The 19537-nt window shown below is 50.1% G+C and carries 15 protein-coding genes; 8 read left to right on the top strand and 7 right to left on the bottom strand.

What is annotated here, in order from left to right:
• Nucleotides 1-48 precede the first annotated feature (48 nt).
• A complete protein-coding gene (locus CWM47_RS31650; RefSeq protein WP_100992554.1) occupies nucleotides 49-1620 on the top strand; it encodes a type I restriction-modification system subunit M in 1572 nt (523 codons plus the stop codon).
• Between the two features lie 72 nt (nucleotides 1621-1692).
• On the opposite strand, the gene CWM47_RS31645 is transcribed toward CWM47_RS31650, so the two are convergent.
• From CWM47_RS31645 to CWM47_RS31635, 3 genes are all read right to left on the bottom strand, one after another.
• Entirely contained in the window at nucleotides 1693-2067 is a 375-nt protein-coding gene (locus CWM47_RS31645; RefSeq protein WP_100992553.1) for an IS1 family transposase, read from the bottom strand.
• Nucleotides 2068-2162: 95 nt separating this feature from the next.
• A complete protein-coding gene (locus CWM47_RS31640; RefSeq protein WP_100992552.1) occupies nucleotides 2163-2426 on the bottom strand; it encodes an IS1-like element transposase in 264 nt (87 codons plus the stop codon).
• 46 nt (nucleotides 2427-2472) lie between these two features.
• A complete protein-coding gene (locus CWM47_RS31635) occupies nucleotides 2473-2715 on the bottom strand; it encodes a hypothetical protein (protein ID WP_100994142.1) in 243 nt (80 codons plus the stop codon).
• Nucleotides 2716-2957: 242 nt separating this feature from the next.
• Here CWM47_RS31635 and CWM47_RS31630 point away from each other — a divergent pair, with 242 nt between their 5' ends.
• Nucleotides 2958-3410, top strand: coding sequence for a cupin domain-containing protein (locus CWM47_RS31630; protein ID WP_100992551.1), 453 nt, complete (start codon nucleotides 2958-2960; stop codon nucleotides 3408-3410).
• A gap of 430 nt (nucleotides 3411-3840) precedes the next feature.
• Complete coding sequence (locus CWM47_RS31625; protein ID WP_100992550.1) at nucleotides 3841-4629, top strand: LytR/AlgR family response regulator transcription factor; 789 nt, start codon at nucleotides 3841-3843, stop codon at nucleotides 4627-4629.
• A 14-nt stretch (nucleotides 4630-4643) separates the two neighbouring features.
• Here the strand turns inward: CWM47_RS31625 and CWM47_RS31620 are convergent, their stop codons facing one another.
• Nucleotides 4644-7031: an outer membrane beta-barrel protein gene (locus CWM47_RS31620; RefSeq protein WP_100992549.1), complete on the bottom strand. Its 2388-nt coding sequence runs from the start codon at nucleotides 7029-7031 to the stop codon at nucleotides 4644-4646.
• Nucleotides 7032-7212: 181 nt separating this feature from the next.
• Here CWM47_RS31620 and CWM47_RS31615 point away from each other — a divergent pair, with 181 nt between their 5' ends.
• Together CWM47_RS31615 and CWM47_RS31610 are read left to right on the top strand one after the other, a co-directional pair.
• On the top strand, nucleotides 7213-8358 hold the full coding sequence (locus tag CWM47_RS31615; protein ID WP_100992548.1) for a sensor histidine kinase: 1146 nt from the start codon (nucleotides 7213-7215) through the stop codon (nucleotides 8356-8358).
• Nucleotides 8359-8982: 624 nt separating this feature from the next.
• Entirely contained in the window at nucleotides 8983-9531 is a 549-nt protein-coding gene (locus tag CWM47_RS31610; protein ID WP_157816101.1) for a CPBP family intramembrane glutamic endopeptidase, read from the top strand.
• Between the two features lie 210 nt (nucleotides 9532-9741).
• On the opposite strand, the gene CWM47_RS31605 is transcribed toward CWM47_RS31610, so the two are convergent.
• The 3 genes from CWM47_RS31605 to CWM47_RS31595 form a co-directional block, all read right to left on the bottom strand.
• Entirely contained in the window at nucleotides 9742-11040 is a 1299-nt protein-coding gene (locus CWM47_RS31605) for a hypothetical protein (protein ID WP_100992546.1), read from the bottom strand.
• 356 nt (nucleotides 11041-11396) lie between these two features.
• A complete protein-coding gene (locus tag CWM47_RS31600) occupies nucleotides 11397-14051 on the bottom strand; it encodes an ABC transporter permease (RefSeq protein ID WP_100992545.1) in 2655 nt (884 codons plus the stop codon).
• Between the two features lie 3 nt (nucleotides 14052-14054).
• Nucleotides 14055-14381 carry a PadR family transcriptional regulator gene (locus tag CWM47_RS31595; RefSeq protein WP_100992544.1) on the bottom strand — a complete coding sequence of 109 codons (327 nt, stop codon included), beginning with the start codon at nucleotides 14379-14381 and terminating at the stop codon, nucleotides 14055-14057.
• Between the two features lie 556 nt (nucleotides 14382-14937).
• Here CWM47_RS31595 and CWM47_RS31590 point away from each other — a divergent pair.
• The 3 genes from CWM47_RS31590 to CWM47_RS31580 all read left to right on the top strand — a co-directional run bounded on the left by CWM47_RS31590 (nucleotide 14938) and on the right by CWM47_RS31580 (nucleotide 19534).
• Nucleotides 14938-17328, top strand: a complete 2391-nt coding sequence (locus CWM47_RS31590) for an ABC transporter permease (RefSeq protein ID WP_100992543.1) — start codon at nucleotides 14938-14940, stop codon at nucleotides 17326-17328.
• Nucleotides 17329-17371: 43 nt separating this feature from the next.
• Entirely contained in the window at nucleotides 17372-18328 is a 957-nt protein-coding gene (locus CWM47_RS31585; RefSeq protein WP_100992542.1) for a DUF6624 domain-containing protein, read from the top strand.
• 300 nt (nucleotides 18329-18628) lie between these two features.
• The gene (locus tag CWM47_RS31580; protein WP_100992541.1) at nucleotides 18629-19534 is read left to right on the top strand and encodes a DUF3667 domain-containing protein; all 906 of its coding nucleotides are present in this window, start codon (nucleotides 18629-18631) and stop codon (nucleotides 19532-19534) included.
• Nucleotides 19535-19537: the final 3 nt, after the last annotated feature.

Below are 19537 nucleotides of genomic sequence, written 5' to 3'. Positions count from 1 at the left end.
TACCTTGGCCAAACTGGTATATCTCGCTCTGAATTTCCTTTTTCAACTATGCCCAAATTAGATCTGCAAACCCTCGAATCCTGGCTCTGGGATTCGGCCAATATCCTGCGGGGCAGCATTGATAGCTCCGATTTTAAAAATTACATCTTCGGGCTGCTCTTCCTCAAACGAGCCAATGACGTGTTCGATGAGGAAGTCGAAGCCATCATGGCGCGTGAAGAAGATTATTCCCGCGAGGAAGCCGAAGATGCTACGTACTTCAAAATGCCCACCGAAGCCCGTTGGGGTGAAGTGAAAAAGGCGACCGAGAACATCGGGGTGGTGCTCGATAAAGCGTTTGCCGCCATCGAAGAAAATAATAAAGACCTGAAGCTGGAGGGCGTGATGACAGCTACCAAATTTGGGGATAAGGAAAAACTGAACGACGACACGCTACAACGGCTGCTCCGTCATTTCAACCAGCATTCGTTACGTAACGCTGACCTATATACGCCTGACTTGCTCGGTGATGCCTACGAATACCTCATCAAGCAGTTTGCCGATGACGCCGGGAAGAAAGGGGGTGAATTCTATACGCCCCGTGGCGTGGTGAAACTGATTGTGGGCCTGATTAAGCCGCAACCGGGCAACGAAATTTTTGACCCCACCTGCGGGTCTGGTGGGATGCTCATCGAATCGGCGCGGTACATAGCGGAGCATGGCGGTAAGGTTGATGGACCAAACAACCTCATCAACGTATCGCTGTTTGGGCAGGAGAAGAACATAGGCACTTGGGCCATTGCCAAGCTCAATATGCTGCTGCACAACTTCGACAGTGCCGACCTGAGAAAGGGCGATACGTTGGTGAATCCGCAACACAAAAGCTCCGATACCGAACTACGTCTGTTTGATCGGGTTATCGCCAATCCGCCCTTCTCGCAGGACCGCTGGTGGACGCCCGCCGAAATAAACCTGCCCAAAAAGCTGGACAAAGACGGTAAGGAAAAGGAAGTTACACCCAACTACGCCACCGCCGTGGTCGATAACTTTGGCCGACTGCATTACGGTACGCCCCCCAGAGGCTACGCCGATATGGCGTTTTTGCAGCACATGCTGGCGGTATTGCGGCAGAATGTGCGCATAGGCGTGGTGCTGCCCCACGGTACGTTGTTTCGGGGTGGTGCGGAAGGAAGCATTCGCGAGAAACTGCTGGAAGATGACCTCGTGGAAGGGATTGTGGGTCTGCCCTCGGCCCTGTTCTACAACACGGGCATCCCGGCGGCCATTTGGGTGCTGACCAAATCCAAACCGGCCAGCCTCAGGAAGCGGGTACGGATCATCGACGCCAGCCAGGAGTTTAAGGAAGGCAAAAACCAGAACGAACTGGAAGACCGGCATGTACAGCATATTCTGGCGGCCTACGACGCGGGGCTGGACATCGACAAGTTTATGAAGGTGGTGGACGTAGCCGACATCAAAGCCAACGACTACAACCTGAACATCTCGCGCTACATTGACCGGAGCGTAGCCGCCGAAGTGATTGAATTAGCTGCCGCTCATGCGGCCCTGCGCGAACTGGAAGCCAAAGAAGCCCTCATTGACGCCAAATTAGAAAGTCTGCTGGAGGAGATTGGATTATGAGCAACAGATCAAATAGTGAATTCTATCCCAAAGGTTGGGAAATAGTGTCTTTCGGAAATATTTGGTAGTGGCTTAATTGCGTTGATCGGCAAAGAAAAATTGATTGATAAACAGACCAATTGCTGTGTCGTGAACCACGATTGATTTCGAATAGCAAATGGTTCTGCGTGTTAACCGTTTTAAGCGCGTTCGGAGGGTTAAATGCTTCCGTTCAAGACCTTGTAAAGAGGCTTTTCGAACTAAGCGTAAGCGTTGATCTAAGCAATCAAAGTAAGCCCACCAGGAGTCCGTTATCCATCTGATTACCTCAATTTTGGCCTCCTCCAATAGATGTAATAAGTGACGAAATGTTTGGTTGGTACGGCGGCCAAAAACAAAGGCAATGATCTCGCCTGTCACCGCATCCTCGACCCACCACAGCCAGCGGGGCTGTTTCTTCTTACCCACGTAAGACCGCTCCGGCGGCCCGGCACATCTCGTCGACTTTGAGACTCATTTTCAAGCCTCTATCAACGTACAAGGGGTTTACATGAATGACTTGACTACTTTTTTTTAAACTGAGCGCTGACGGTGTTTCGATTGACGCCTAGGATACGGGCGGTATCGCGTATGCCTGCTCCGTTGAGGACCATCTGAGTGATCTGCTCTTTGACCGAGGGATCCCGGGCCTTATGGGTGTAGGTTTGGACAAAAGTTCGACCGCAGTCAAAGCATCGGTAGCGTTGGGTGCCTGCACGGGTAGTACCATAGCGTTTGACGTGTTGGGTTTGCCCACAATGCTTACAGGAAACTGCTTCTAAGACCATTCACAAAGATACCTGAATAAACGCAGTTAAGCCATTACCACTACTTTCACTGAGCAGCCCGGATTTGGTCAAGCCGCTGGGTACGGTTCTCAAAGTTCATTTGCTCTTCAAGTTGAGCAGTGGTCAGTCCTTTTTGCTGAATGACCTTCTGAGTCTCTTCTTCGAGCCGTGTCCGGAAATGCTGCATCAGCGTTTGGAGCATGGCCAACACTTCGGCTTCGCTCATCTCGAAGCTGAACATTTCTAGTAAGGCCAATTGAGCATTGGTTAATCGTGGCGAGACAACCATAACGATAGCGAGAAAAGATAAACTGATATACAAACTTAACGAAAACAGCCGGTTCGTGAGTTCGAACGCTACTGATGACGTTGGACAGGTACTAAATACCAGCATCTCAACAAACCCTCATTTAAGAAATAGACATCCAAACGTCCACAAGATCTTTCGCCTATACACTTCGAACTTTCATCATGGAAAACAACCAAATAGGCTAGGACGTTAAATCGAGAGATTGACTAATTTGCTTCTTTATGAAATTGCTCGTATCCACTATGGCTTTGGTCATTGCCCTCACTACTCAGGCCTTAGCCCAAGATGGGGTCATTTTCCCCAAAGGCGAAAAGGCGATGACCGATCACCAGGTCGGAACCATCTGGCTCAACGAACTAAGCCCCGCCGATAGCACCTTCAACTACTCGATCGCGATGGCTACGTTTGCGCCGGGAGCCCGTTTGCACTGGCATGCGCACCCGGACGGCCAGGTTCTGCTCTACACCGATGGGGTGGGTTACTACCAGGAACGGGGTAAGCCGCTACGAACGGTTCGTAAAGGCGAAGTGGTCAAATGCCAACCCGGGGTGGAGCATTGGCACGGGGCCACCCCCACCAGTGGGGTCACCTACATCGCAACGACATCGACCCGCAAGGGCCGAACCATCTGGTTTAAACGGGTAACCGATGAGGAGTATGGTGGCGGAAAATAGTCTTTGGCTCATGAAACGCTCCTACTTGAGACGAGGTAGGTTACATGAACCTGCTTCTTAAATGGGGCGTTTAATGGGACAGCCTGTTTTAAATTATGATCAACGACTATCCGTAGCATATTCCCCAGCAAAATGGGAAATGGCACCGCTCGTTTACGACATAACCGCAGGGGCCATCGTAACGCGGCCGCCTTTTCAAATTGGCCCAACGAATAGGGGGCTAAGACACTGAACGCTTCTTTTGTACGCCTCGTTAACGTTGCTTTCGGTTAAGTCGATGGCGTTTATCATTCGCCGACACGTTGGACCAGCCTATCGAATCGCTCAGAGTTGTCGTTTGTCGAGACAACCTATTCGTGCCCGTTTAGAACTGCTACCACTTTTTCCCGTAATTTTGATCTGACAACGTTACTCCCTTTGCTGCTTTTTTATGACCGGTTCACTGCGCTGCGCTATTATCGAAGATGAGCCATTAGCTCAACAGCTACTCGAGAAATACGTCCGGCGTGTCCCCTCGCTTGATCTGGTGGCGACCTTCGATGATGCCATCACTGCGTTCGAGCAACTGCCCGGCCTACAGCCCGAGGTTATTTTTCTGGATATCAACATGCCCGAGATGACGGGGCTGGAGTTCTTACAGGCTTACCCTTTGCCCCATCCCCTCGTGGTGATGACAACGGCTAATCCTCATCATGCCCTGGAAGGGTTTGAGCTGGGCGTCGTTGATTACCTGCTCAAGCCCATTGCCTTCGACCGCTTTCTCAAAGCCATCGGTCGGGTCAAGGAGCGGATGCCCAAAACGGCTCCGGCTCCGCCCCCCGCAGCCTACCATCCGTTGTCGGATGAAGCCAGAACACGTTCTAACGCTGGGCCGGTAGCCATTGACTCGCCGACAGCCGACTTCATCTACCTAAAAACCGATAAGAAACTCGAACAGATTCACCTCCATGAGCTGGTCTACGCCGAAGCGTTAGGCGACTATATCAAGGTATTTCTGCCGGATCGGTTCGTGGTGACGCATCTGACGATGAATAAACTGGCCGAAACCCTGCCCCTGGACCGCTTTCTGCGAATCAACCGGTCGTTCATCATCCAGCTCCGCCATGTAAAAGTCCTGGAGGGTAACTCGGTGCTGTTGTCGACCGGTGACAATCTGGTCATTGGACCCAGCTACCGCGATGCCGTTAAAGAGCGCATCCGGCGGGAACAGATCGGCTAACAACCAGCGGGCTACTAACGCATCCGGCTCTTCTCATCGTCGTTGCCTAACGTCCCTTGCCGGGCCGCTTTGACGGTCTTCTTACCAAAGTTATAGCTGAACGATACTTTAACGCGTTGGCTGTCATTGTAACTCCGCATGGTGAAGTTCACCTGCCCGTAGGCAGACTCCAGTCGGCTAGTCATGGTCCGGAACACATCGCTTACGTCGATCCGCAGGTTCGCCTGTTTAGCCAGCAGGGATTTCGTTACGCTCATCGATACGCCCCCAAATCCTTTCTGGGTGAACAGTCCCGACCGGGCGGGCGACATGTAGTGTGCCGTTAGTTCGTATTTCCAGTCGCGGGGCAGGGAGATAATGTTCGAGGACGTAGCCATCACCCACAGGCCGGTTGATTGGTAGCGGTTCAGTTCGTTAACGGGGCTACTGGTGTAATTGCCCATGCCCATCAGCGTGGTATTCGTCTGCCAGCTTTTCGTTACGTTCTTAGCGTAGGTTGCTCCCACATAGAAATCGTTGCCGTTTCGCAGGTTGTCCATCACCTGGGTGTACACTAACGTAGCCGGATCAGCCCGTAACACGGTGGTCATCTGATCGCGGATGTAGGAATAGTTGGCGAACAGATTCAGGCTGCCCAGTGAGTAAAACGCATCAAACGTGTGGGCAAAAGACGGGCGAATCAACGGGTTTCCTTCGATGATCGTGTAGGGGTCGATCAGGTTGCGGTAGGGAACCAGGCTGCCCAGGCTGGGACGGCTTACTTTCCGGCTGAATGTAACACCACACGAGCGTCCGTTCGGCAGGTTCCGGTTCAGCCCCATACTCGGGAAGAGTCCGGCGTAACTACGGGCTAGCGCCGATTGAGTCAGGTGCTGCTCGGTACGCTCCACGCGTAGGCCACCCTGCCACGACCAGCCTTTACCAAACGAGTGGCTCAGATTCGAGTAAGCGGCATAGATATGCTCCTGGTAGAGCCCCGACTGGCTAAACGTCGGATCGAACTGGTACTGACCGTTTACAAAATTGTCCTGCTGAAGCGTGTTATTATTACGGATGAACACATATTTCGTGCCCACGTTTAATCGCCACTTGCTGCCCAGTACGGGAGTACCATAATCCAGCTGACCAATCAGGTTTCGCTGCTGATTCGGGTTCAGAATACGGAGCCTTGTCACCGGGCCGTTCGCTACCTCATCCGCTCCAATTCGCTGATAGGCAATAAATTGAGACGCGTCTTTATCGACCATCGACTCGGTTACGAAAACGGTCAGTTCTTTGTTCTTATTCGGGCCGAACGTCGCTTTGTAGCTTAGGTTCATGTCGTACACGCCAGCCTGTTCCAGCCCCCGGTTCTCGGTGCGGATGGTCGAGTCAGCCAATGGTGCAACCATCGATCGGGTCCGGGTGTCCGTATTTTTGTTATCCCGGCGCCAGTTGCCGTTCAGGCGCAGGCTCAGTACGTGCTGGGGATCGAAGGTGTAATCCAGACTCAGGTTGGTCGCCAGTGATCGGTACGTATTCAGGGTAAGCAACCGGTTTTGCTGCGTAGCACCGGGAAAGGTCCGGTTCAGATCCTGTGTCGAATATGACGTGGAAGGAAGGGTGGCATTCAAGCTACCGAACATGGTCCATTTACCCTGCCGATACGTCAGCGATCCGTTGGCCGACGAACGGCTATATTGGCCCTGCGAGTACGTTAGCGTCGAGCGGCCATTGATGCCCTGCTCCCGGCTCTTTTTGGTGATGATATTGATCACCCCGTCCACGGTGGCGTCGTAGCGGGCTGATGGATTGGTGATGACTTCGATCCGGAGGATATCTTCCGCCGAGAACGATTGTAGAAAGCTGGCCAGACTGCCCTGCCCCATCTGCCGCCCATCGACCAGCAAAAGGACGTTGGATTTGTTGCCCACGCTGATTGTTCCGCCGTCGTAGCGAACGCGGGGGATGTAGCGGAGCAGATCTTCCGCCTTATTGCCCCGCGTAATAACGCTGCCTTCTACGTTGAGGACAAGCCGGTCGGCCTGCTGGCTAACCAGTGATGGCTGCGCTTTTACGGTGACTTCGGTTAAGTTTTTGGTACTGGCGTCTACGGTCAACACACCCAGATCAACGGTTGGCGTCTCGGCTGTTAAGGTGATCACGGACGAGTAGCGGTCACTGTAGCCAACCGCGCTGATCCGGGTGCGGTAGGTCCCCGACGCGAGTTTGTCCATCACAAAACGCCCGTCCTCGCCGGTGATTGCTCCTTTAACGATTGACGAGTCAGCCGATCGCAGCAAGGCTACGCTGGCGTACAGCATGGGTTGATTGGTGGTATCGGTAACTCGGCCGGTTAGCTGGTGCTGGGCTAACGCGGGTAGTGAGAAGAGGAGAAAAAAGAAGGCAAGACGGGCGTTCATGGGGTGATTTGCGTTATGTGATTGATGAGGCAAACCTAGCCCAGGCCCGTCGGTAGCCCCAGTTAATTCGGTGAACCCACCGTTCTTTTCGACCAAGTCCTTCCGCTCATATTCATCGAAAAAATGGGCACTTTGGTCGAAAAATAGGTCATAAATCAGGGAAACACGCGAAGTTTGACCAATGAAGTTGCCCCTGGTTCAATTACCCTTTCTCACCGGCGCAGCCCGTCGGCTACTGGCGCATGCCATTGTTATTCTTGCCTTATATATATTGGTGAGCGCTGATGGACTAACGGCCAGTTTGATTTACCGCTACGGTGATACCGGGCAGTGGTTCATGAACGGGCAGTTTCTGTTGCAACTGGGGATATACTATGGCTGGGGCTACTGGCTTTTTCCCCGTTTTTTGTATCGATTCAGGCCGCTTCCCCTGCTGGCTCTTATTCTCCTGACGTACACGGGCGTTTATCTGGCCAACTACGCGGGCTTCAGCTGGCTTCATCAGACCGTCGGCTTTCCCGATCATGGCCTGTTGTCGGTACCCCGCGCCAAATCCTGGTCGAATCTTTCGCTTATGTGGCACCGCATGGAGCAGCATGGACCGCTGGGCCTTTTTACCAACGTTTCCTTATTCGGCTGGAATTTTCTGCTGTCGTTCACCTATCCAGCGCTGCTCCTGGCCTTTAAAGCGCTATACGACAACATGGCCTCCCAGATCAGCAACGCTCAGCTTAAACAGCAAAATATGCAGCTAGAACTGGGCTATCTGAAAAGCCAGATTAACCCGCATTTTTTGTTTAACGTGCTGAACAGCGTGTACGCCCTGACGGAAGAGGATTGCCCACCAGCGGCCCAACTCGTCCATCAGTTGTCCGGCCTGATGCAGTATACCCTGTACGAAACCGCCGAGCCTACCGTCCCGCTGCAAAAGGAACTTCAGTTTATCCGGGATTATATCGCCCTGGAAAAGACCCGGACGGGCAAACGCGTTGATCTTCAGGTATGCCTTCCCGAAACCGTCAACGACAGCGTTCACATTGTTCCTTTTCTGCTGATTCCTTTTGTGGAGAACGCCTTCAAGCACGGGGTTCAACGGAGTGCGCGTAAATCCTGGATCAAGCTAGCGGTCGTGGTCGATAAAGCGGGTCTACAGTTAACCATCAGTAACAGCAAACCCGTTACGCCAGAAGCCGGCATCGGCGGGTTAGGGCTGGTTAACGTCCGGAAGCGGTTGGCTTTGTTGTACCCGGGTCATGTTCTTCAGGTAGTGAACGAGCCGGACTGCTACCAAGTCGATCTGGCTCTCCCGTTTGACGCCGTTAGGTAATCAACAGGCTGGAAACGATGGGCTATCGATCAGCCAGCTGATACGTTTTACCCTGACGTACTGTTTAACCAGGTAGTGCCGGAGGTCCTCTCACTTGCGGGCTCTTACGCGTTTTGTGTGGCTTGCCTTCGAAAATCTTGTTTTGGTAACTGGTTAGCCCTACTTACTTTTACTACGACAACGTACGTAAGAGCTAGTTTTTGGCCAGCGGTCAGCTATCTCTTTGAACGCTCCTTCCTGATACGAAGGGTCATTCATGTATGTTCGTTGAAGATGGAGCATTTTTATGAAACTGAGTAATTCCCCAATCCTGCCTGCTTGTGAGCAAGCTATGCCATGTGGTCTCAACCGAACCACCACCCTTTCCCACACCCCTTGATGGGTATATCTTACCCTCAAATTTCCTTGCTTACTCAAACTCAGTGAGTGCAAACTGACCAAATTATTCAATAACTTAAACCCATGAATGACTATTTAGTCGTGTCTAGTTGCCTCTTATTGGTAAGTATGCTCCTTTTTGTATTAGGTAGGATACGATTACTGAATGACAAATTTTACATTCCAGTTTGTTTAAGCAGTTTCATTTTCGGTGGATTTTATGGACTTCAAGTTAGTCGACCAGTTGTGATCCAGTTCTTGGGCTTTCCGGATAAAATAAATGATTTACTCTTTTATGATTATGGCAATGGGCTTTTGGGGCTACTCCCCTTATCGCTTGCTATGGGGTTGATTGGCAAGTATCTACTAAACTTAGACTACCAGGAGCAGTGGAGTGGGACAACTACATTCAAGTTGGTTTCGTTAAAATATGGACTCATTAGTGGCCTACTACTGGCCGCTGTCCCCTTACTACTTATGGCAACGAGTGGCCACAAATTCTCCTATAAAATAGACGTCTATCGATACAGCGTAAATGGTGTCACGAACCTATATGAAGAACTCATTTGTCGGGGTTTGCTGCTGGCTTGTTGTGTTAAGTATTGGACTAAACTGTGGGCCGTTGTGTGGACGTCGATGGTGTTCGGCTTGGCTCATGGAGTAACGGAAAAGAGTATAGGTATTGCTTTGGGAGCTGGCTTGATGGCTTGGGCCGTCTTAAAGGCAAAAAGTTTGTGGGCCGGTTGGACAAGCCATCAACTGACCGATACGCTAGTCGATACGTTTTTACCCTAATTGGGTCCCGTCTGTGACTCACCAACCCCTTCTTCGGATGACATCTATGGACTACGAATTGGACCGCAGTATAAAGCTTAGCTGTGGTTCCCACGAGGCAGTCGGAATCTGAGCTTCAGTAGATCTACTTTAACTTCCCGGTCTCTTCAAACGCTTCTTTAATTGAGCACTAGTTTCAATAACTGTCAACCCTTATCCTAAGGCTTATGCTCAAAAATCCACGTTCGTAAAACGCGGATTGACGGCCGCGTTGTTGATTGAACCAAACGTATAGCTCAGCCCTACCGACGACGAATAGGTAAACCGGGTGGGCAACTGCCGCCCGCCCAGCAAAAACTGGTTGGGATCTCCTACCTCTTTTGCCAGCGATAGCTGATTGTTGATTAAACTAACCGCCCCCGTAAGCTGCAACATGAGCCCTTCCAGGAGGCGCCACGACACGGTCGTTTGAAACGTCAGCTGGTTCTTACTCAGATCGTGCAGAAACTGATAACCCGCGATGCTGGCGTTGACCGAACCCCATGGCTCGGTCAACGCAAAGACGCCCGTCAGCTGTTGAAACGGTAATGTCTCCGCCGTCTTGTTGTAGACCGTCGAGTCAAGGTAGCTCAGGGAGCGAACCCCAAGCTGGTAGATCCAGCGGAACTGCCGCCGGGTCACTTCCGAGTTGGGAAAGAGATTATACTCCAGGGCGGGCGATACACTCTGGGAGAAGGCCATATTCTGGTAAATGGAGTGGTAGCCTTTGTAGAAACCACCCACCGACCAGTGCTCTGACAGACTACGCACATACAGCGCCGAGAGCCCAAACTCAATGTTTTTAACATCAATGGTTTGTCCATTGACATTGTAGCGATTGCGGGTGGTGTTGTAATAGGTATCGAGGTTGAACTTCGAGGCCAGCGTGACGCGGTTGACCTTTACATCTTCATTCAGGGCCAGGTACTTATGGTTGCTTTCGCCGTTGGCTGATACATTGGCGCTCACGATAAAGACCCAGAAGTGCCAGGGGTCTTTTAGGGGTTTGTCATCCGGTTGGGCTTTCCGTTTGGGAAAGGTGACCAGGACCTGTTGCATAAAGCTGGTTCGAGTCATGAACCGCACTAGGCCTAGTCGAAGTGCTTGCACAAAGCGTTGGCGGGTCATAGCGTCAGTGTCGGTCTGCCGGGTGGTGAAGCGGAGCGTATCGAGTAGACCCTGGTGACGATTTTGGCCCAGCAGCGTCAGGGTGTACTCCGAGCCGCTGGCCCCGGTGGTTTGCTGGGTGGTTAGGATTTCAATGTCGCAGAGTTGGCGATCGCGGACGAAGTCAAAAAACGAAAGCTGGGTGCGCACGTAGTCCTCAAAACAGTTTACGTTCTGACAGTTCAGAAAGAGCTTGGGCGGGGCGGCTTCGGGGTCCTTCAGGATTTCGGTTACCTTAATTTTAGCGTCAGTTTTGGTGGGGGTTTTCTGGGCCCAGGCACTTAGCGCTACTAGGGTTATGAGCAGCGCGTATAGGTACTTCATTCGTTCTATCCGTTGAGTGATGGGCTCATAGGCCGTTGAGCAAACGGATGGCTAACAGGAGGTGTTTATAAGTGAAGCGAATGATGAGGATTAGGCTTCAAGGCCAATTTCAGTTCATGTAGCTAACAAGTACGCTAGCACATGATTAAGCGGCCTTCCACGATCTGCTTTTTTTGATTCTTAAGGCGTCTTATTAAAACGCTCCCAAATGAGACAATTAAACGTTCATATACCTGCTCCCGCCTGAGACGAAATGGCTTTCATTTATATGTTCCAAAAATGGGGCGATTTGCGAGGTGGAAAAGAAACAGCATCGAGCATCAATCAATGCTGTTAAAAATGGAAAGGCTTCCCCCTTACTCGCTTCGCAAACTTTTCACTGGATTTAGTAAAGCGGCTTTGATACTTTGAAAACTTACCGTTAGGAGGGTTACCACCAGCGCACCCGCTCCCGAAGCCGCAAAAATCCACCATGATAAATCGGTTCGATAGGTATAGGCAGCCAGCCAGTTACTCAGAAAATAATACGAAACGGGCGTAGCGATACCGAAAGCAATAAGGACCAGTGCCACAAAGTCTTTGGAGAGCATGGCCCATAAGTTAGTTACGGAGGCACCCAGCACTTTGCGAATCCCAATTTCCTTGGTCCGTTGCTCAGCTACGTAGGAAGCCAGCCCAAACAAGCCCAGGCAGCTGATGAAAATGGCGAGAATCGCAAAGAAACTGGCGAGTGAACTAATACGGTCTTCATCTGCAAACTTGGCCCCATACTCTTGATCAACAAAATCGTAGTCGAAGCCAGCTGAAGGTACCACCTTCTTAAATACCGCTTCAATTTTAGGCAAAGCGTCGGCAGCTGATACATCCGGTTTAATCTTGATGTTAATCCAATTAAGTGGTCCTCGAAGGAAAAAGATGGTTGGATAGGCCGGTTCAAAGGGTGAGCCCATCACCATGTCTTTAATCACACCGATGATCTGGAATGGCTTCCCATCACGCCGGATGGTTTGACCCACTGGATTTTTTAGACCCATAAACCGAACAGTCGCTTCGTTAACGACGTAGGCGGATGAATCTGAGGAAAAATCACGCGAGAAATCTCGGCCTGCCATAAACTGCCAGCCGACCGTTTTGCCGTATTCGGGCGAAACGGTTAAAGTGCCAAAGTCAGCTTGCACAGACGGGTCCTTACCTTTCCAATCAAAACCAATATTATTCGACCACAGCTCCGTCGCTCGGCTGGCCGACTGGGCTGTTTCGTAGACGACTCCCGTATTCATCAACTCCTGCCTAAGTACATCAAACTTGGTATAAAAATCATCCGCGCTCATGCGCACATCGATCAAGCCTTCACGGGTATAGCCGACGGGGCGGTTTTTAGCGTATTGAATCTGGCGATAAACAAGGATGGTGCCGATGATGAGCGTTATGGATACAGTAAACTGAACAACCACTAGGACTTTACGGGGAATGCTCGCGAAACGGCCCACCTGAAATGTGCCTTTCAACACTTTGATGGGCTGGAACCTCGACAAGTACAGAGCTGGATAACTACCCGCCAGTAAACCTGTAAGTAGAATGAAGCCTAAACTAAATAGCCAAAAGTAAGGATTGGTCCACAGGATAGCCATTTCCTTGTCGGCTACCTCATTAAACCAGTTGATGGAAACCGCAACCAACCCAATGGTTAGTACGAAAGCCAGCCCAACAACCAGGAACGACTCACTGAAGAATTGACTAATCAACTGACCACGCATAGACCCGACAGCTTTGCGAATACCCACTTCTTTAGCGCGTTTTTCGGAGCGGGCCGTGCTTAGATTCATGAAATTAATGCACGCCAAGAGCAGCACAAACACCCCGATGAGGCTAAACAACCAGACATATTGAATCAGACCGCCCGTGTTGTTGCCTTGTTTATCAAACCCCGAGTGCAGATGCCACTTACTCATGGGATGCAGAAAGATCTGAAAGTTGAAGGCTAACTGCCCCGTATTGCCAACCAGGTTTTTAAGGTGGATGTCTTTAATCTTGGTCGATACGTTATCAACATCTACATTGGGCTGAAGCTCAGCGTACACGTGCATGAAATTGTTTACCCAGCCCTGCTCTTTGATATAGGGATTTGCTGACACATATAAGTCCCAGGGGGCAAAGAATTTCACCTCGTGGAACGCTGTGTTATGGGGTAGATCCTGGTAAACGCCGGTGACCCTAGTGTCCATAGCGTTGTTAATCTTCACCACTTTGTTCATTGGATCGGTGTCACCAAAGAGTGCTTTTGCTGCGGAAGCAGAAAGCAACACCGAACCGGGTTCCCGCAGGCCCGCCCGTGTTCCTTTGAGCATGTGCAGGGTAAGCATCTCGGGCGCTTCGGATTCGATGAACTCGCCGGTTAACGAAAGCTTATCATTGCCCACGGCTACAATATGATCCTGAATTTGCCATGCTTTCAGCACCCGTTTGAAATCAGTAGGATAATTAGTTTTTAACTCGGTAGCCAGTGGATAAGGCAAATTGGTTTCCGTCCAGGTTTCTCCATTAACGGTTCCATGTTGCGCCACCTGTACAATGCGGTCGTAGTTCTGGTAATAGCGGTCAAATGAGAGTTCGTCCCACACCCAAAGACCAATCAACATCGCTATAGCCATGCCAACAGCAAGTCCCGAAATATTGATAAACGAGTACACCTGGTTTTTAGCCAGGCTTCTCAAGGCGATTTTCAGATAGTTCCGTAACATGTTAGCAGGTAGAAAAGATATAGATGAATTGAAGGTTAAGTTCGCCGTCAGTGCTCGGAGTTGGCGGCTAATCAGGTAAGGCCGACAAAATCGAATGACTTCCCAGACGTATAACCGCCGAGCCGTCGATTCGCCTAGCTGGGTCACTTGCTGCTCAAATTGTTCATATAGGTCTCCAAGTAGTTCTTCTTGTAGCTCAGATGGACAGAAGACCCCTAATAACTGATCGGCCCAGGCTGGCGGCAACGGGGTAGGGGGAGATTTTGCCATGGTTTACGAGAGGGATAGGTTCGGCATAGCTTCCCAGAGGTCATAGCGAACCTGCCGCAGCTCATCCAGTGTGCGTTTACCGTATGCCGTGATGGAGAAGAGTCGCTTACGACGTCCTCCGCGAGCAGCTATTGCCCCGCCTAGTTGCGATTTGACAAAGCCTTTTTCTTCCAAGCGATACAAAGCGACGTGTACCCCACTGAGATTGATGGAGCGGTTGGTTCGACGTTTTAAATCTTCCGCAATGGCCAGTCCATACGCAGTCCCATTTAGGATGGCTACTGTCAATAGGACAAGTTCTTCAAATTCCCCCAAATAGGTTCTACCCATAATGCCATGCTTACTGGTTTTATTTTCTTACTATTTGCTAAACAAATCGAATGCCATAATCTTAATTGCAAGACTATCAACGCGTTATAGTTTAATGCGATTATGTAGGTGTCCGAAAACGTACAGGCTTTGTCCGCTGTTGAACGGTAGAAAAGAGGGGTTGACTAGTGGTGAGACAAGAAGTGGGTAAGACAACAAACCAATTTGAAAATAATGAGCCAAAGAATAGCCTTACTTTTCAGTTAGTCATCAGGGGTAGCTTATAGAGCAAATTTGCTGATCACCTTTTGTAACCTACGGCTTACTTCATCTCCTAAAACGCTCCCAGCTGAGACGATAAAAGCCTCATGTATCTGCTTCTTTATTGGGGGGGGCGTAGGACAAAACATATCACTGAAGATTTAAAAAGCAGCGACCATTTGTCCCCTCAATCGCTAAACTTCCCCCTCGTTAACTTCTTTTAACAGGTTGGTTTAGAGGACATAGATTACTTTCGCTTTTTCACTAACAAAGCTGACTCCTAGAGTGGTCCATCCTATAGTCACGCCCTTAGTTTATGCTCCAAAATTATCTTAAAACCGCTTGGCGTAATCTACGTTACCAGCGCCGGTACACGACCTTGAATGTGCTCGGGTTAACCATTGGCATGACGGGCGGACTGTTGATCTTTTTGTTTGTGCGATACCACCTCAGTACAGATCGCGATCAAACTAAATTTGATCGCATCTACCGGATTGTCTATGATCAGCACCTACCCGATGGGGCCGTCGAGTACGCTTCCGAAGCGCCTTGGCCAATGGCCAACGCTCTGCGAACCGAGCTGGCAAGTGGCCAGCAAGCCGCCTTTCTGAGCATGAATCGAGAATTAACCCTCAGCCTGAGCACGCCTGACCAAGCCGTAAAACGGTTTTTGGTGCATGCCGGATCAGCCTTTGTCGAACCTCAATGGTTTAATATCTTCGATTATCAGTGGCTGGCCGGTAATCCTCAAACAGCCTTAACTCAGCCCAATACGATGGTGCTGACCCAGACTATAGCCGCTCGCTACTTTGGTAATACCAATCCAGTTGGTCAGCGGATTCGATTAAATGATAAAGTTGATGTGACGGTAACCGGGTTGGTAGCTGACCCACCGGGGGTAACCGACCTGGATTTGGACGTTTTTATTTCGGCTAAGACCCTGCCCACCATCAAGCCCGAATACAAAGCGGATGACTGGTCGGTACTCAATAGCACCGACCGGGTGTTTGTCGTGCTCCGGGATGTCCGTTCGTTACCCAGCCTGGAATCCACTTTAGCTCAAATTACGACGAGGAACTTTGGCGCAAAGGCGACGATCAGCTTCCTGGCCCAACCCTTAGCCGATGTGCATTTTGATGTTAAACGACGAGGGGGCGTGATTCGGTCATCCATGCTCTGGTCATTAGGGATCTTAGGGGGGCTACTCGTCCTGACTGCTTGCATTAACTTTATCAATCTGGCGACCGCTCAAGCCATGCGACGGGGCAAAGAAGTCGGCGTTCGCAAAACGCTGGGCAGTTCACGAAGCCAGTTGACCATACAGTTTCTAGTGGAAACGGGTCTGATTACCTTGGGTTCGTTGCTAGTGGCTCTACTGCTTACGCTCGTACTTCTACCAATATTCGGTAGTTGGACTCAAACACCCCTACACCTTTCGGTCGATGGTCAGACGACTGTATTCCTCATCTTATTGATCAGTAGCGTTATTGTATTAGCGGGGGGATACCCGGCTCTGGTCTTATCAGGCTTAAAGCCAATTCTAGCGCTACGGGGCAAACTAACGCCGCAAGCGATGGGCGGTTTGTCGTTGCGGCAACTCTTAGTAGGGGCTCAATTTGTTATCGGTCAACTCTTACTGATTGGCGCGGTTGTCGTCACGGCTCAGATGCGCTATATACAACGGGCCGATCTGGGTTTTCAAAAAGATAATATCATCCTACTCAACCTGCCGACCGGACAGGGCTCCACTCAGCAAGCCTTTAAGCAGGAACTGCGCAACTACCCCACGATCCAAGACGTAAGCATTGGGTTCCTGCCCCCTTCTACACCGGGGATGTATGGCGGCTTTTTTAAGTTTGGGAATCGGGCCGAAGAAGAAAAGTTTCCGATTCGTGAGCGCTTTGCCGATTCGGATTACCTGGCCACCTATGGTCTCCATTTGGTAGCCGGTCGCAATTTAACGCCGAGTGATACGATTAATGGCTATTTGGTCAACGAAGCCCTGCTGCGTAAGCTGAACATCCGAGATCCCCAGCAGATCATTCGTCAGACGATGCAATATTATCTATCAGGGGTTTCTTTACCGATTGTCGGTGTGGTAAGGGATTTTCAGCTTCAATCCTTGCATGAAGCGGTTCAACCCTGTTTCATCGCGGCTAAAGCAGATTTGTACCGACAAGCGGGGATTCGGTTAACGGGTCAGGATGTGCCGTTAGCCTTGCGACAGATTGAGCAGAGTTGGCAAAAATTCTATCCGAACCAAGTATTTGAAGCCAACTTTCTGGATGGCACGCTGGCTCAATACTATGAGAAGAAAACGTTAGTTTCCCGCCTGGTGGATACGGCTACGCTAGTGGCTATTTTGATTGGGTGCTTAGGTTTATATGGCTTAGTAACGTTTGTGGTCATTCAACGCACCAAAGAAATCGGCGTGCGCAAAGTGTTAGGAGCATCCGTGTTTAGTTTGGTGAGTCTGTTGACGAAAGACTTTTTGAAACTGGTTTTAGGGGCTTTCGTGGTCGCCAGTGTTCTGGGCTGGTACTTAATGACGAGTTGGCTTCAGGAGTTCGCCTACAAGACCAAACTAGAGTGGTGGTTCTTCGCTTTTGCGGGTCTATCCATGGTCGGTGTTACACTAGTCACGGTTAGTTTCCACAGCATTCGGGCGGCTTTAGTCAATCCGGTGAAGTCATTAAAAAGTGAATAGTCTATCCCATTCATCAACTGGCTATATGTGCTATAGGCGAGTAATGAAATCAATGGTTTGGGTCGTGACGACTACCGTATGTATAGGCTGGTATACGCCCTTATTTGGACAAACACAATACGCCACACCCGATACCGCGTATGTGCGAGCGGTGGAGAAAGCGTTTACCTCGCTCAAGCAGGGCGCTTGTCGCGCTTGTCTGCGCGAATACCAACGGGCGTTTGCCATTTCTCAGAAGAGTGCGATGAGCTTGCTACGAGCGGCCAGTTGTGCGTATCAATGTGGACCACTTGAGCAGGCCAAAACCTATTTGCGTAAAGCAACCTCCATCGATTTCTGGGCTAGTGAAGATATCTGGAACAACCCCAAAGAGTACCCCGAACTGGCTATACTGCGCCAAAGCTCCTTAGTGAAAACCTTCCAGAATTACATCGATCAACAAAAAATTGCCGAAGGACGAAATCCTACACTGGAGCGTGAACTGAAACAGATCTTCGTCGAAGACCAACGGCCTCGGTTGCAACTAGACACCATCGGCAAACAGTATGGGTTTAAGTCCGCACAGGCTCAACCAATCTGGGAGCAAATGCGCCAAGCTGACTCGATGAATCTGCCTAAAATTGAGCGCATTATCCGTCAGTACGGCTATCCAGGCAAACGATTGGTGGGTGAGCAACAGAATGAGACGGCTTGGTTAGTGATTCAACATGCCCCGTTAGCGGTTCAAGAAAACTATTTACCCCTTTTGCAGGAAGCGGCTGCTCAGGGGCAACTCGCTAAAGCTAGCGTAGCACTAACCGTTGACCGTATTCGCGTGAGGAACGGGCAAAAACAATTATATGGCTCACAGGTGCATAACGATGCGAATGGCCAACCAATAGGTTTTGAACCCATTGACGATGAAGTAAATGTAGATAAACGCCGTGCTGAAGTTGGCTTACCCCCTTTGGCAACCTATGCTAAACATTGGGGTTTTGAGTACAAAATTCCCAGCAATTAGCTAATCAATAAATGGTCTAAAAAAAACGCTCCTGCTTGAGACGAAAAAGCGTTCATTAATCTGCTTCGTCAAATGGGGAATTAATGGAACAATATTCTTTCCTGAGTTAACACAATTATTACAAACTATTTCAGATTTATACAGTATAAAATGCTCGTTTACTCCGTTGAAGGCCCCGGGCTAATTTTATACCGGTTGGAGCGGGGCTTTTCGAGGAGGTCAGGGCAGGCAGAATTTTAGGAAATCTGAGCGGGTTTGTGCGAAAATTGTATGTATTTTTGAGAATATCCGCGAACCGTAATGACGACTCCCTCCCTTATTGTTGAACAGCACCTGCACCCGACCGATGAACAGGTGACGTGTCTGAATTGTGATCATGCGTATGCTGGTCAGTATTGTAATAAATGCGGTCAACAGGCCGAAACCCATCGGGTTGATTGGCGCTATCTTGGGCACGAAATCACCGAAAGTCTTTGGGGTGTAGACCGGGGGATTCTCTTCACCCTGCGCGAACTCCTTATTCGGCCGGGCTACTCGATCCGCGAGTTTCTGGCCGGCAGGCGGGTCAATCATTATCGACCGCTGGCCCTACTGCTCATGTTGGCCGCTATTTACGTATTTGTTTCGCAAGGCCTACACGTCGACTTTCTGAAAACAAGTCAGAGTATGTATGACAACGCAAGAGTCAAGGCTGATTCACCCGCTCATCTAAAGCAAAAGGAAATACTGACCAGTTATTTTCAGTTTCTCGATGAAAACCAGCAGTTTAGCGACTTGGCCATGGTGCCCTTCGTGGCCTTCTGGTGCTGGCTACTGTTTCGGCGCATCGGCTATAACTACCCTGAACAATTAGTTGCCCAAACCTTTATCGCCAATTTCAATCTGTTGTTCTCCTTAGTTATGCTACTTGCCTTTTGGGCGCTGGGAGACTCCACCAACGTAATTTCCAGTATTATGGGGGCCAGTTTGTTGATCCAGCTCGGCTATATTGGTTTTGCCTATGTACAGCTTTTTAAGGGTAAATTAAAACCGTTGAGCATTGCGCTCCGTTCTGTAAGCGCTTATTTACTGGGCTATGCCAGCTTTATGCTCTTTACTGGACTAGTCGTATTTACCTATACGATCGTCTTGATGATCAGCAGTGAACCCACTAAAGCATTACCCAAAAAGGCCGTTCCCGCAACGAGTCAGCATGCTCACTCTTAATCG

Origin of the sequence: Spirosoma pollinicola, assembly GCF_002831565.1 — a bacterium.
GTDB classification, from domain to species: Bacteria; Bacteroidota; Bacteroidia; order Cytophagales; family Spirosomataceae; genus Spirosoma; species Spirosoma pollinicola.
The sequence above is the reverse complement of the archived record's forward strand: the minus strand, read 5'-3'. Positions and strand labels throughout refer to the sequence as shown.